This is a genomic window from Agrobacterium sp. B1(2019) (assembly GCF_008274755.1).
Classification (GTDB): domain Bacteria; phylum Pseudomonadota; class Alphaproteobacteria; order Rhizobiales; family Rhizobiaceae; genus Agrobacterium; species Agrobacterium salinitolerans.
Window position 1 is genome coordinate 2,703,955 of sequence record NZ_VTPB01000001.1, and the last position, 14,689, is coordinate 2,718,643.

Annotated in this window: 13 protein-coding genes; 1 reads left to right on the forward strand and 12 read right to left on the reverse strand. The window is 58.9% G+C overall.

Annotated elements, in window-relative coordinates; all coding sequences use genetic code 11:
• The first annotated feature begins 58 nt into the window (after positions 1-58).
• Positions 59-1,156: a TraB/GumN family protein gene (locus AGR1_RS13490; RefSeq protein WP_149147117.1), complete on the forward strand. Its 1,098-nt coding sequence runs from the start codon at positions 59-61 to the stop codon at positions 1,154-1,156.
• Here AGR1_RS13490 and AGR1_RS13495 read toward each other — a convergent pair.
• The 12 genes from AGR1_RS13495 to AGR1_RS13550 all read right to left on the reverse strand — a co-directional run bounded on the left by AGR1_RS13495 (position 1,140) and on the right by AGR1_RS13550 (position 14,487).
• Positions 1,140-1,628 (reverse strand): DUF2867 domain-containing protein, encoded by a 489-nt coding sequence (locus AGR1_RS13495; protein WP_149147118.1) that lies wholly within the window; start codon positions 1,626-1,628, stop codon positions 1,140-1,142. The genes AGR1_RS13490 and AGR1_RS13495 overlap by 17 nt on opposite strands.
• A gap of 78 nt (positions 1,629-1,706) precedes the next feature.
• Positions 1,707-2,207 (reverse strand): cytochrome b, encoded by a 501-nt coding sequence (locus tag AGR1_RS13500; protein WP_080793387.1) that lies wholly within the window; start codon positions 2,205-2,207, stop codon positions 1,707-1,709.
• A 129-nt stretch (positions 2,208-2,336) separates the two neighbouring features.
• Entirely contained in the window at positions 2,337-3,743 is a 1,407-nt protein-coding gene (lpdA, locus tag AGR1_RS13505) for a dihydrolipoyl dehydrogenase (protein WP_149147119.1), read from the reverse strand.
• A 64-nt stretch (positions 3,744-3,807) separates the two neighbouring features.
• A complete protein-coding gene (locus AGR1_RS13510; RefSeq protein ID WP_149147120.1) occupies positions 3,808-4,449 on the reverse strand; it encodes a LysE family translocator in 642 nt (213 codons plus the stop codon).
• Positions 4,450-4,460: 11 nt separating this feature from the next.
• Positions 4,461-4,874: an MAPEG family protein gene (locus AGR1_RS13515; RefSeq protein WP_149147121.1), complete on the reverse strand. Its 414-nt coding sequence runs from the start codon at positions 4,872-4,874 to the stop codon at positions 4,461-4,463.
• A 70-nt stretch (positions 4,875-4,944) separates the two neighbouring features.
• Positions 4,945-6,174: a 2-oxoglutarate dehydrogenase complex dihydrolipoyllysine-residue succinyltransferase gene (gene odhB / locus AGR1_RS13520; RefSeq protein ID WP_149147122.1), complete on the reverse strand. Its 1,230-nt coding sequence runs from the start codon at positions 6,172-6,174 to the stop codon at positions 4,945-4,947.
• Between the two features lie 53 nt (positions 6,175-6,227).
• Positions 6,228-9,224 carry a 2-oxoglutarate dehydrogenase E1 component gene (locus tag AGR1_RS13525; RefSeq protein ID WP_077985511.1) on the reverse strand — a complete coding sequence of 999 codons (2,997 nt, stop codon included), beginning with the start codon at positions 9,222-9,224 and terminating at the stop codon, positions 6,228-6,230.
• Positions 9,225-9,400: 176 nt separating this feature from the next.
• Complete coding sequence (gene sucD / locus AGR1_RS13530; protein ID WP_003492390.1) at positions 9,401-10,303, reverse strand: succinate--CoA ligase subunit alpha; 903 nt, start codon at positions 10,301-10,303, stop codon at positions 9,401-9,403.
• A 17-nt stretch (positions 10,304-10,320) separates the two neighbouring features.
• Positions 10,321-11,514, reverse strand: a complete 1,194-nt coding sequence (sucC, locus tag AGR1_RS13535; RefSeq protein WP_004443803.1) for an ADP-forming succinate--CoA ligase subunit beta — start codon at positions 11,512-11,514, stop codon at positions 10,321-10,323.
• A gap of 33 nt (positions 11,515-11,547) precedes the next feature.
• Entirely contained in the window at positions 11,548-12,510 is a 963-nt protein-coding gene (mdh, locus tag AGR1_RS13540) for a malate dehydrogenase (protein ID WP_080792486.1), read from the reverse strand.
• A gap of 178 nt (positions 12,511-12,688) precedes the next feature.
• Positions 12,689-13,852, reverse strand: coding sequence for a cell division protein ZapE (gene zapE, locus AGR1_RS13545; protein ID WP_149147123.1), 1,164 nt, complete (start codon positions 13,850-13,852; stop codon positions 12,689-12,691).
• A 92-nt stretch (positions 13,853-13,944) separates the two neighbouring features.
• Complete coding sequence (locus tag AGR1_RS13550) at positions 13,945-14,487, reverse strand: protease inhibitor Inh/omp19 family protein (protein WP_149147124.1); 543 nt, start codon at positions 14,485-14,487, stop codon at positions 13,945-13,947.
• Between the last annotated feature and the right edge of the window lie 202 nt (positions 14,488-14,689).

Here is a 14,689-nt window from a genome sequence, read left to right on the forward strand (position 1 = left end):
CCATTAACCAGACATCCAAGCCGCCGTTCTATAAGCGAACGACAACCGGATTGAACCGATGAATAGCCTGATAAAACCGCAAAACTTCACCGCAACCCTGATGGGCAAGACCGGCGACGCCCTGCTGTGGCTGCTTGCCGCCCTGCATGTCACCGCCGTCGCAATCCTGCTCATGACTTTGCTTTCTTTGGGGCAAGCAGAAGCCGCGCAGCAGCAGATCGCCTGCACCGGCAGCGACATTCTCTTGGAAATGCGCAAGACCGATCCGCAGGCCTTCGCAAAGATCGAACAGGAAGCGACAGCTATCCCGAACGGCAAGGGCAATTTCTGGCGCATCGAAAAGGCCGGAACGCCCACGTCCTATCTTCTCGGCACCATGCATGTCACCGATCCGCGTGTCCTGGAAATGCCAACCGCTGCCAGCCCGGCCTTCGAAAAAGCCGCGACGGTGATCGTGGAATCGGACGAAATCGTCGATGACAAGAAGGTCGCCGCCTCGCTGCTGAGCAAGCCTGAACTCACCATGTTTCTGGATGGCAAATCGATCACCGATATCCTCTCACCGGAAAATGTCACGCGTCTGGAAAAGGGCCTCAAGGAACGCGGCATTCCGTTGAACGCCGTTTCACGCATGAAGCCGTGGATGCTTTCGAGCTTCGTCGCCCTTCCCGCCTGTGAATTCGCCCGTAAGGCCACCGGCCTTTCCTTTCTCGACAAGAAGCTGGCGGAAGACGCCATTGCGGACGGAAAACACCTTGTCGGACTGGAGGCCATGGTGGAACAGCTGACGGCCATGTCCGAGCTGCCGATGGAGTTTCATCTTCAGGCGCTGATCGAAACGCTCGAACTGGGCGATCGGATGGATGACATCATGACAACCATGACCGATCTATACGTCGCCGGCGATATCGGCATGACCATGCCCATGCTGAAAAGCCTGGACCCCAAAAAGGCAGCGGCCGAAAGCGAACAGGGCTACGCCGCCTTCGAACAGCGCATCATCACCGACCGCAACCATGTCATGGCGGAGCGGGCCGCACCAGAACTTGCCAAGGGCAATGTTTTCATGGCCGTTGGCGCACTGCATCTGCCGGGCGAGGAAGGCCTCGTCGAATTGCTGCGCGCGGAAGGCTTCACCCTCACGCGGGTCGATTGACCGGCTCATTCCCGATGCTGACGGGCCGGACATTGGCGCAGAACGGCCGCATCGTCGCCGGCACGATGCGGCGGTGAAACGGTCCGACGACAAGAAGATAAAGCCGGCCGAACAGGTTCTTGCGCCTGACGATGGTGGTGACACTCACCAGCTGGCGGTTTTCCTTCTCTTCGAGATCTACGACGATCCGGAAATCGAGATGGCGGTCGTCGAAGCCGAGCACAGTCCGCTGTGGCGTGGATGACAGGACGGGAAAACCGCCTGCCGATGTGCCAGCCGCGATTTCTACCATTCTCAATCCGAAAAGCGCTACCACGCGGTTTCGAAGCGCCATTAGGCTGCGGATCCACGGCGGCGGATGATCGAGAAGCAGCCTGCTCACATCGAGCGACGTTATGCCCGTCCTCATCATCTCGCCCTGAAATCGATCACACCAATCGGCGCCCGGCAATATGTCTTCACTGTTTCGCATCTCTGTACCCCAGCCGCCCATTGCGGCAAGGGCACCATCGCCTTTTTCCGGCGAACCGAAAACGCGACAAACCGCCGCTCAACCGTGTGTCATGCGCTTGAGAATATTGGTACGCCAATAGACCTGGTGAACCAGAACGGCGGCGACATGGCCGACAATCAGTACCCACATCACAGCCTTGAAGGGACCGGAATGCAACTCTCCTGCCGTTGCGATACCGAAGTAATAAGCAGCGATGCCGGAAAGCGGCAGAACGAAGAACAGGACATAGAAGGTGAAATGGGCCACCTTGGCTGCAATCTGCGACACACGCGGTTCTTCAGCCGGATGCGGCGGCACGCCTTGGAAAAAACGAAGACAGAGACGCAGAACCGCAAGCAACAGAATGGCAAAGCCGACATAGGCATGAATATTGGCCGAAGAAATCTGATCCGGTGTCAACGTCTCACCCCGCCGCATCAGCCGGTAGGCTTGCTCCATGCCATCGGGAAACAACAGGTTGAAGAAGATCAGAAGCGCCATCGACCAATGAATGATACGCTGCGGCACAGTGAAGGAAACTTGACTGGAAAACGCCATTTTATTGCCTTTTATCAAAAGCTTAGACAGGCTGCGGCGCGCAGTATGGAAAACCCCGGCCTGCATGGCAAGCCGGGGTTTGGCAGATGACTGAAATTTAATGATGGAGCAACGGGCTCCAAAAACCGATCACATGTGGATTGGCTTGAAGAAGGTCGCCAGCGCCGCTTCCTTCACGGCTTCCGACATGGTCGGATGCGCATGGCAGGTGCGGCCGAGATCTTCCGAGGAGCCGCCGAATTCCATCAGCACGGTGATTTCGTGGATCATTTCGCCAGCGCCGAAACCGACGATGTGACCGCCGAGAACCCGGTCGGTTTCCTTGTCGGCAAGGATTTTCACGAAACCATCCGTCACCTGCATGGCGCGGGCGCGGCCATTGGCGGTGAAGGGGAACTTGCCGACCTTGTAAGCGACGCCGGCAGCCTTGAGTTCCTCTTCAGTCTTCCCGACGGAAGCCACTTCCGGCTGCGTATAAACAACGGCCGGAATGACGTCATAATTCACATGGCCATGCTGACCGGCAAGGATTTCCGCGAGAGCAACGCCCTCGTCTTCCGCCTTGTGCGCCAGCATCGGGCCTTTCACCACGTCGCCGATCGCATAGATGCCGTCAACATTGGTCTTATAATGACCGTCGATTTCGACGCGACCGCGGCTGTCCAGCACAACGCCGGCTTCCGCAAGGCCGAGACCTTCAGTGTAGGGCTTACGGCCGGTGGAGATCAGCACGACATTCGCTTCCAGCGTTTCGGCAGCGCCGCCCTTGACCGGTTCGAACACCACCTTTGCACCGGCAGCGGTCTTTTCAACAGCCGTCACCTTGGCGCCGAGCTTGAAATCGAGACCCTGCTTGGCAAGCAGTCGCTGCGCCTGCTTGGAGACTTCGCCATCCATGCCGCCGAGAATAGTGTCGAGATATTCAACGACGGTAACCTTCGCGCCGAGACGCGACCAGACCGAACCGAGCTCGAGGCCGATGACGCCGCCGCCGACAACGATGAGCTTTTCCGGAACCTTGGAAAGAGCGATCGCGCCGGTGGAGGACACGATGACGCTTTCATCGATATCGACCTGAACGCCCGGGATGCCGGCAACGTCGGAACCTGTTGCAATGACGATGTTCTTGGCTTCGATTTCCTGTGTCTCGCCCTTGTCGTTGGTGACGGAAACCTTGCCGGCGGAAACCACCTTGCCCGTGCCCTGGAAGGCATCGATCTTGTTCTTCTTGAACAGGAAGGACACGCCGTCGACATTGGCCTTCACCACGCCGTCCTTGTGGCCCATCATCTTTTCAAGGTTCAGCTTCGGAGCGGCGACTTCGATACCGAGCGTATCGATGCCATGGGCAACATGCGCAAACGTTTCGGAGGCGTGCAGCAATGCCTTGGAGGGGATGCAGCCGACATTGAGGCAGGTGCCACCATAGGTCGCGCGCTTTTCGATGACAGCGACCTTGAGGCCCAGCTGTGCCGCCTTGACCGCGCAAACATAACCCCCGGGGCCTGTGCCGATTACAACTACATCATATGCCATGTTTCTGTTCCTGATTGATTGCGGGCAGGATTTTGAACCGCCCTGCTTCCGTTTGACCTGAAACTCAGGCCGCTTTTTCCGTTGCGAGTTTTATACCAAGAGCGATGAAGACAACACCACTGGTGCGGTCGATCCATTGGCTGGCGCGCTGAAACGCGGCGCGCATGCGTGGTGTCGTCATGAACAGGCTGACGCCGACGAACCACAGGATAAGGCAGCTTGCCATGACAAGCCCGTATCCGAATTTGATGGTAACCGGCGTGTGGGCGTGAACCACCGTCGAAAAGATCGACAGGAAGAAAAACACCGGCTTGGGATTGAGCGCATTGGCGGCAAAGCCGAGCGTGAAGGCCTTCAGCGCCGTCTGGGTGCTTTTTGCCTGAACAGGCTCACCCTCGACGCCGGGTAACTCCGTCTTGCCGGCGCGCAGGGCCTTGATGCCGATATAGATCAGATAGGCGACGCCAAGCCATTTGACGATGTTAAAGAGGTAGATCGACTGGGAGATGATAAGGCCAAGTCCGAGGATCGTATAGGTGACGTGGAACATCAACGACGTTCCGACACCGAAACTGGTGATGATGGCCCGCTTGCGCCCATGCACCATGGCCTGACGCATGACCATCGCAAGATCGGCGCCCGGCGATACAATTGCGAAAGCGAAGATAGCCATCAAAGATGTCAGTTCGATAAGATATTGGTGCATCACAGACAGCCTCAGAACATCAACACGACAAACATCAGCGCCAGCCCGAGCATCGAACCCAACCAGATGAAAGACCGGATATAGGGCACGCCTGCCAGATAGAGCGGAATATAGATGATGCGGCAGATCAACCACAGCCACGCACCAATAAGCGCTAACCCGGATGGGTCACCCGCCATGATAACGCCGAAGGCGAGTGCCACAAAAGCCGGATAGGTCTCCCGGAAATTCGCCGATGCGCGCGAAGCGCGACCAGAGTACTTGCCCTGTGGCTTCTGCTCACCGTCTCTAGGACCGGCATTCCATTCACGCCCCAACTCTCTGGTCGCCGTCATCCCCTGCAGGAGGACATGTACGACGAGAAGAAGAACGCTTAGACCGATAAGCGGTAAAAAAGGCGAAGCGGCAAGAAATGTCGGCTGCACGTCTGCTCTCCCGGGTGGTCTTTCAGCGGGGCTTCAATTGAAACCCCGCCGAAACGAAAAGCAAGACCGATTAAAGATCGAGAACCAGACGTTCCGGATCCTCGAGGCTTTCCTTCACGCGAACGAGGAAGGTCACGGCTTCCTTGCCGTCAACGATACGGTGATCGTAGGAGAGCGCGAGATACATCATCGGACGGATGACGACCTGGCCGCCGATGGCGACCGGACGCTCCTGGATCTTGTGCATGCCGAGGATCCCCGACTGCGGTGCATTGAGGATCGGCGAAGACATCAGCGAACCGTAGACACCGCCATTGGTGATGGTGAAGGTGCCGCCCTGCATGTCGGCCATGCCAAGCGAACCGTCACGCGCTGCCTTGGCGAGGCGGCCGAGTTCCTTTTCGACGCCGGCGATGGAAAGCTGGTCGGCATCGCGGATAACCGGAACAACAAGACCCTTATCCGTGCCGACAGCCATGCCGACGTGACAATAGTTCTTGTAGATGATGTCCGTACCGTCGATTTCAGCGTTGACGGCGGGCAGTTCCTTCAGCGCGTGGGTCACGGCCTTGGTGAAGAAGCCCATGAAGCCGAGCTTGACGCCATGCTTCTTCTCGAACACGTCCTTGTAACGATTGCGCAGATCCATGACGGCGCTCATGTCCACCTCATTATAGGTGGTCAGCATGGCGGCAGTGTTCTGCGCGTCCTTCAGGCGACGCGCGATCGTCTGGCGCAGACGGGTCATCTTCACGCGCTCTTCGCGAACCTGATCCTGCTCGGCGGACACCGGACGCGGTGCAGCAACCGGAGCCGGAGCGGCGGCAGGTGCCGAAACGCCCTTGGCGACGGCAGCGAGCACATCACCCTTCAGAACCTGGCCACGCTTGCCCGAACCGTCGACCTGATCGGCAGACAGGTTGTTTTCAGCGAGCAGCTTGCCAGCGGCAGGTGCCGGCGGCATGGCGCTGGCGGCAGAAGCGGCGGGTGCCGGAGCGGGGGCTGCGGCAGCAGCAGGCTTTGCCGGTTCTGCGGCAGGTGCAGAGGTCGCAGCGCCGGCAGCACCTTCAGCGATCTGGCCGAGAAGCGCGTCGAGACCGACGGTCTCGCCATTCTGCGCAACGATTTCGGTCAGCACGCCGGAGGCGGGCGCCGGAACTTCGACGGTAACCTTGTCGGTTTCCAGTTCTACGAGCGGTTCGTCGGCCTTGACGGTGTCGCCGACCTTCTTGAACCAGGTGCCGACGGTCGCTTCGCTGACGGATTCGCCGAGGGTTGGTACGCGGATTTCAGTGGCCATGATCTAGTTCCGTTATTCGGGTGTCTTTTTTGCGGGGCGATGCGGGAGAGCTCTCACTCTCCCAGCGCGTCTTCCAGGAACGCAGCAAGCTGCGCCAGGTGCTTGGACATCAGGCCGGTCGCCGGAGAGGCGGCAGCCGGACGGCCCGTGTAACGGACCTTCTGGTACTTGGCATCGATATGAGCCAGAACCCATTCCAGGTAAGGATCGATGAACGACCACGCACCCATGTTCTTCGGCTCTTCCTGGCACCAGACCATTTCCGCATTGCGGAAGCGCGACAGCTCGTTGATGAGCGCCTTGGCCGGGAACGGATAGAGCTGTTCGACACGCAGCAGGTAGATGTCGTCGATACCACGCTTTTCACGCTCTTCGAGCAGATCGTAATAGACCTTGCCCGTGCACATGACGACGCGGCGGATCTTCGAATCCTTCTGCAGCTTGATCGGACCGTCCTTGATGACTTCAGCATCGTCCCACAGGAGACGGTGGAAGGAGGACTCGCCTGCAAGCTCGGCCAGCGAAGAGGTGGCGCGCTTGTGACGCAGCAGCGACTTCGGCGTCATCAGGATCAGCGGCTTGCGGAAGTCGCGCTTCACCTGGCGGCGCAGAATGTGGAAGTAGTTGGCCGGCGTCGTGCAGTTGGCAACCTGCATGTTGTCTTCGGCGCACATCTGCAGCCAGCGCTCCAGACGGGCGGAGGAGTGCTCCGGACCCTGACCTTCGTAGCCATGCGGCAGAAGGCAGACGAGACCGGACATGCGCAGCCACTTGCGTTCACCCGAAGAGATGAACTGGTCGAACACCACCTGCGCGCCGTTGGCGAAGTCACCGAACTGGGCTTCCCAAAGGGTCAGCGCGTTCGGACGGGCCAGCGAGTAGCCGTATTCGAAACCGAGAACGGCTTCTTCCGAAAGCATCGAGTTGATGACTTCGTAACGGGCCTGCGTCGGCGAAAGGTTGGCGAGCGGAATATAACGCTCTTCGGTCTCCTGATCGTAGAGGACAGAGTGACGCTGCGAGAAGGTGCCGCGTTCGCAATCCTGACCGGAAAGACGGATCTTGTGGCCGTCGGCAACGAGCGAACCGAACGCAAGCGCTTCCGCCATTGCCCAGTCGATGCCTTCGCCCGTCTCGACCATCTGCGAGCGGTTTTCCATGAAGCGCTGGATCGTGCGATGGGCGCTGAAGCCTTCCGGAATGGTCGACAGCTTCTTGCCGATTTCCTTGAGCTGCTTCATCGGTACACCGGTCTTGCCGCGACGCTGCTCATCGGCATTGTCGGCAGCGCGCAGGCCGGACCACTGGCCATCCAGCCAGTCGGCCTTGTTTGGCTTGTAGGACTGGCCTGCCTCGAACTCCTGCTCGAGATGCGCGCGCCAGTCGGCCTTCATCTTTTCGAATTCACCTTCGCTGATCAGGCCTTCCGCGATCAGCCGGTCGGCATAAATGCGCGCGACCGTCTTGTGACCACGGATAACCTTGTACATCTTCGGCTGCGTGAACGCCGGCTCATCGCCTTCGTTATGGCCGAAGCGACGGTAACAGAACATGTCGATGACGACAGGCTTGTGGAACTTCATACGGTATTCGGTCGCAACCTTGGCCGCATAGGTAACCGCTTCCGGATCGTCACCGTTGACGTGGAAGATCGGCGCTTCGATCATCTTGGCAACGTCCGACGGATAGGGCGACGAACGGGAGAAGGCCGGGTTCGTCGTAAAGCCGATCTGGTTGTTGATGATGAAGTGCATGGTGCCGGCAACGCGGTGACCGCGCAGACCGGAAAGGCCTAGAATTTCGGCAACCACGCCCTGACCCGCGAAAGCGGCATCGCCATGCAGCAGGAGCGGCAGCACCTTGGCGCGTTCAGACAGCGGAATGATGTCGCCGTCCCATACCTTGGCCAGCTGGTCCTGCTTGGCGCGGGCCTTACCCATGACAACGGGGTTGACGATCTCAAGGTGCGACGGGTTGGCCGTCAGCGACAGGTGAACCTTGTTGCCGTCGAATTCGCGGTCGGAGGAGGCGCCGAGGTGGTACTTCACGTCACCCGAACCTTCGACATCGTCAGGCTTGAACGAACCGCCCTTGAACTCGTGGAACACGGCGCGATGCGGCTTGCCCATCACGTTGGTCAGAACGTTCAGGCGACCGCGGTGGGCCATGCCGAGAACGACTTCTTCCAGACCTTCCTGGCCGCCGCGCTTGATGATCTGCTCGAGCGCCGGGATCAGCGATTCCCCGCCATCAAGGCCGAAACGCTTGGTGCCCTTGAAACGCACGTCGAGGAACTGCTCGTAGCCTTCGGCTTCGACCAGCTTCGACAGAATGGCCTTCTTGCCTTCGGCCGTGAAGGCAACGCCCTTGTCCGGACCTTCTATGCGCTCTTGAATCCAGCCTTTTTCTTCCGGGCTGGACATGTGCATGAATTCGACACCGATGGTGGAGCAGTAGGTGCGCTCCAGAATATCGATCATCTCGCGCACGGTCGCATATTCGAGGCCGAGCACGTTATCGATGAAAATCTTGCGGTCGTAATCGCTTTCCTCGAAGCCGTAGGACTTCGGCGAAAGCTCGTTGTAATCCTCAACGGCAACGGCAATACCGAGCGGGTCGAGCTTGGCATGCAGGTGGCCGCGCATGCGGTAAGCGCGGATCATCATGATGGCGCGAACACTGTCACGGGTCGCCTGCAGCACTTCAGCTTCGCTGACCGGCTTGCCGGTGTCGGCGCTCTTGGCCTCAGCTTTCGCCTGAACCTTCTTTTCGATGGCCTTTTCGACCGTGGCCCAGTTGCCGTCGAGTGCGGATACCAGTTCGCCATTTGCCGGGATCGGCCAGTTGGCGCGCTTCCAGGAGGCGCCCTTGGCCGCCTTCTTCACGTCTTCCGGATTATCGGACAACGCCTTGAAGAAGCTCTGCCACTCCGGCGACACGGAAGAGGGATCCTCTTCGTACCGGGCATAGAGCTGCTCGATATAGGCTGCATTCGCGCCGTCCAGAAACGACGTGATCTGAAACTGCTCGTTCGCTTCTTGCCTTGCCATTGTGTTCTTGCGGACTTATCCGTCCGCCTCCTCGATGCCGTTAGGGCCGTTCAACCGGCCTGCCGCTTTGATTATTGCTGTCTGCCGCCGGGGCGGTATGCCGTCTGTCTGTCGTTCTTGCGGCATCGGGCAGCGCAAGCTTGAAGCCGCGCCGCCCGTCACCGTTTCATGTGGTCTCAGCCCTTGAGGACTTCAACCAGCGTCTTGCCGAGGCGCGCCGGGGAAGGCGAAACCTTGATGCCCGCTGCTTCCATGGCAGCGATCTTGGATTCCGCATCGCCCTTGCCGCCGGAAACAACAGCGCCGGCGTGGCCCATGGTGCGACCCTTCGGAGCCGTACGGCCCGCGATGAAGCCTGCCATCGGCTTCTTGCGGCCCTTCTTGGCTTCGTCGATCAGGAACTGTGCTGCATCTTCTTCAGCCGAACCACCGATTTCGCCGATCATGATGATCGACTGCGTGGCGTCGTCAGCGAGGAACATTTCCAGGACGTCGATGAACTCGGTGCCCTTGACCGGGTCGCCGCCGATGCCGACAGCCGTCGTCTGGCCGAGGCCTTCGTTGGAGGTCTGGAATACGGCTTCATAGGTGAGCGTGCCGGATCGCGAAACGATACCCACCGAACCCTTGCGGAAGATGGAGCCCGGCATGATGCCGATCTTGCATTCTTCCGGCGTCAGGATGCCGGGGCAGTTCGGGCCGAGCAGGCGGGACTTCGAACGGTCGAGACGAGCCTTGACGCGGACCATGTCCATGACCGGGATGCCTTCGGTGATGCAGGTGATGAAGGGAATTTCCGCATCGATGGCTTCGATGATCGCGTCTGCTGCACCTGCCGGCGGAACGTAGATCACGGACGCGTCTGCGCCGGTCTTTTCCTTGGCTTCGGCAACCGTTGCGAAGATCGGCAGGCTTTCGCCCTTGGAACCGGTCCAGGTTTCGCCACCCTTCTTCGGATGGATACCGCCGACCATCTGCGTGCCGTAATAGGCAAGCGCCTGTTCGGTGTGGAAGGTGCCGGTCTTGCCGGTCAGACCCTGAACGAGGATCTTGGTGTCTTTATTAACGAGAATAGACATTATTTCCGGTCCCTCAATTAGCCGTTGATCGCCGCGACGATCTTCTTGGCTGCGTCGTCCAGATCGTCAGCAGCCGTAATCGCAAGGCCCGATTCGTTCAGAAGCTTCTTGCCGAGTTCGACGTTGGTGCCTTCGAGGCGAACAACGAGCGGAACCTGCAAACCGACTTCCTTCACCGCGGCGATGACGCCCTCGGCGATAACGTCGCACTTCATGATGCCGCCGAAGATGTTGACGAGGATGCCCTCGACCTTCGGGTCGGCAGTGATGATCTTGAAGGCTGCCGCAACCTTCTCCTTGCCGGCGCCACCGCCGACGTCGCAGAAGTTTGCCGGCTCCTTGCCGTAAAGCTTGATGATGTCCATCGTCGCCATGGCAAGGCCAGCACCATTGACCATGCAGCCGATGTTGCCGTCGAGCGCCACGTAAGCGAGGTCCCACTTGGAGGCTTCGATTTCCTTGGCGTCTTCTTCGGTCTCGTCGCGCAGCGCCTTGACGTCGTCATGGCGGAACATGGCGTTGCCATCGAAGGAAACCTTGGCGTCGAGAACGCGCAGATGGCCATTTTCCATGACGATCAGCGGGTTGATCTCGAGAAGAGCCATGTCCTTCTCGCTGAAGGCCTTGTAGAGGATCGGGAAGAGCGACTTGGCGTCTTCGGCAGCAACACCGTCGAGCTCAAGCGCCTTGGAGATCGCAGCAACGTCGGCATCGGAAACGCCCTTTTCAGGGTTGATGGCGATGGTGTGGATCTTCTCAGGTGTGTCGTGAGCGACAGCTTCGATGTCCATGCCGCCTTCAGTGGAAACCACGAAAGCAACCTGGCCGACCGAACGGTCTACCAGCAGCGAGCAGTAGAGTTCGCGCGCGATATCAGCGCCGTCTTCGATATAGAGGCGGTTAACCTGCTTGCCGGCATCGCCCGTCTGCGCCGTTACCAGCGTGTTGCCGAGCATGTCCTTGGCGTGGGAAACAACCTCTTCGATGGACTTCGCCAGACGAACACCGCCCTTGGCGTCCGGGCCGAGTTCCTTGAACTTGCCCTTACCGCGGCCGCCAGCATGGATCTGGCTCTTGACGACGTAAAGTGGGCCGGGAAGCTGCTTTGCGGCAGCTTCTGCTTCTTCAACCTTGAGAATGGCAACGCCTTCAGCGACCGGCGCGCCGTAGCCCTTCAGAAGAGCCTTGGCCTGATATTCGTGAATATTCATGGAATAATCCCTGTTTGGAGCCGCTTGAGGCTATTACTTCAGCGACGGAGCGATGTTGACGCAAGCTTCGCAAAGCCCGGCGACGGCACCGACGGATTTCTGGAAGGCGGCTTCTTCTTCCTTGTTGAGTTCGATCTCAATGATGCGCTCGATACCGCCTGCACCGATGATGGTGGGAACGCCGACATACATGTCGTCGACGCCATACTGGCCCGAAAGGTGGGCAGCGGCGGGCAGAACGCGCTTCTTGTCCTTGAGGTAGGATTCAGCCATTTCGATTGCCGATGCAGCCGGAGCATAATAGGCCGAGCCGGTCTTCAAGAGGCCAACGATTTCAGCGCCGCCGTCACGGGTGCGCTGGATGATCTGCTCGAGACGCTCTGCCGTCAGCCAGCCCATCTTCACGAGGTCGGTCAGCGGAACGCCGGCAACCGTGGAGTAACGGGCGAGCGGCACCATGGTGTCGCCGTGACCGCCGAGAACGAAAGCGGTAACGTCTTCAACCGAAACGTTGAATTCTTCAGCGAGGAAGAGGCGGAAGCGCGCGCTGTCGAGAACACCGGCCATGCCGACAACCTTGTTCTTCGGCAGGCCGGAGAACTTCTGCAGCGCCCACACCATGGCGTCGAGCGGGTTGGTGATGCAGATGACGAAAGCGTTCGGCGCGTACTTCTTGATGCCGGCGCCGACCTGTTCCATGACCTTGAGGTTGATGCCGAGGAGATCGTCGCGGCTCATGCCAGGCTTGCGGGCAACACCTGCGGTGACGATGCAGACGTCAGCGCCTTCGATGGCGGCGTAATCGGAAGCACCGGTGAGCTTTGCGTTGAAGCCTTCAACCGGGCCGGACTGGGCAATATCCAGACCTTTGCCCTGCGGGATACCGTCGGCAATATCGAAGAGGACGATATCGCCCAGTTCCTTCAGGCTGGCCAGATGCGCCAGCGTGCCGCCGATCATGCCAGAACCAATAAGTGCAATCTTTTTGCGAGACATCGAATGCTTCCTCTTGAGCTTCAATTCAATTTCACCGCGCCAAACCGGCAGCCAAATTGTCGCACTTCGATTAGCCCCATTGGCTAAAATTGGCAACAGATTCTTTTGTGATCAGTATTTTCAATCGTTTAGATCATTATTTTCTTACGTAAACGTAAGAAAATACGTCACGAAAGTGTCAAAGTTTCTGCCGCTTTTCATGATGGAGCGCCAGATAATCCGCACTGCGCATCTCAAACAGACGCGAGGCGGTACGATCGAACTCGAAACCTTCCGTACCCTTGCGTTTGCCGAGCAGATCCTCCGGCATGGCGGCAGCGGAGGCAAAAAGCCTGACACTATGATCGTAAAGTGCGTCGATGAGGATGATGAAACGCTTGGTCTCGTTGCGCTTGTCCGCGTTCAAGAACGGGATATGGTCGATGAAGACAGTATCGAAACGATTGGCGATGGCCAGGAAGTCCGAAGCTCCAAGCGGTTTTTCGCAGAGATCGGAAAAGGAAAAACGGGCGACCCGGCCGCTGGCTCGCGGCACCAGAATGGAACGCCCCTTCATCGGTATCTCGGTCGGCGCAACAAGGTGGCCGCCAGTCATATGCCGCCAGGCCATGTCCATCGCCTGATCCGCCGAACCGTCGAGCGGGGTGACATAGACCGGAAGGCTTTCCAGCTTCTCCATCCGGTAGTCGGTGGGGCTGTCCAGCGTCACCACCTCAACATATTTCTTCAGCAAGTCGACGAAAGGTAGGAACAGGCCGCGATTGAGCCCGTCTTTGTAAAGATTGTCGGGGACGACGTTGGAGGTCGTTACCAATGTGCAGCCATTAGCGAACAATTCGGTGAACAGCCGGGCGAGGATCATTGCATCGGCAATATCCGTGACGGTGAACTCGTCGAAGCAAAGGAGCTCCGCTTCCGCCAGAAGTTGGGCCGCGACAGGCGGAATGGGGTCTGCCTGTTTGGTTTCGCCATTTTTCAGTTTCTGCCGGTGCGCATGCACACGATTATGCACATCCGCCATGAATTCATGAAAATGGCAACGCCGCTTGGAAGAAACGGGCGCCATCTCGTAGAACATGTCCATCAGCATCGTCTTGCCGCGACCGACGCTGCCATAGACATACAGCCCCTTGACGGCTGCCGCAGGTCCGGACTTGCGCGCGAACATCCAGCCAAGCGCACTTTTTTTTCTGGCGGGCTTGCGCGCTTTCAGATCGGCAAGGATACGGTCGAGATGGGCCGCCACGCCAAGCTGGGCGGCGTCGGCCTGCAAAGTGCCAGCTACCGTCAATGCGTTGAGCTGTTCAACGACACTATGGTTATAGTCAGGCAATGGCTTCATGAAAAAGCGCCCCGGACGCGGGCGCAAATCCGCACCCGCGACGAATGGAATGGCTTAGAGCGAAGAAAGCAATCCGGCTGCACCGGAAATGCTCATCGGCTGAGGCTGAGCGGCTGGCCGCTATTGGTCGTGCCGTCAAAGCGAGCATCGGCGCTTTTGTAGACACGGCCGATCGTATTGCCGGCGCGGTCCTTGAAGAGGACCATCTTGCCGGAGACTTCCCAGGAACCCATTGCCGTCAGCTCGCCCGCACAACCGCGCGTGCCGCCACGGGAGCCGGCGCCGAGATTGGTGAGTGTCAGGAACATGTCGCAATTGGCGCCGCCGTTGGAAACGCGCCAGTTGCCGACCATGGATTCCTTGGTAACGTCAAGGGCCGTTGCCGGGGGCGCTGCAGAAGCGACATCCACGCCGCCAGGTGCTGCGGATGCCGGAGCCGAAGGGAACTGGCTGCCCGAAGCGCCGCCAGGCGGAGGCAGGGCGCCGGACTGAACGGAAGGAACCGGCTGCGCCTGCAAAGGCGGCGTATAACCGGGATTGTTGCTGCCGTTATTATTGTAGTCGTAGGAGGTACGTTGGCAACCGGCAAGGCCCATCACAACCGCAAGGCCCGTCACCACATATCTGAATTGCATATCAAGCTCCCGATTCTCTCGCTTCCGGAAAGACAGTGATCAAACAAGAAGGCTGAATTATTACCAAAGCCTTATCTTGCGCAAGCGATGGCCGGGATAATTACAATTTCGGTCGATTTTTACCGAAATTTCCCATGCCGGGTTGTAAAAAGGGCCACGGTCGAGACCGTGGCCCGATAGGGTTTCCGTCGCCAGCGAATCG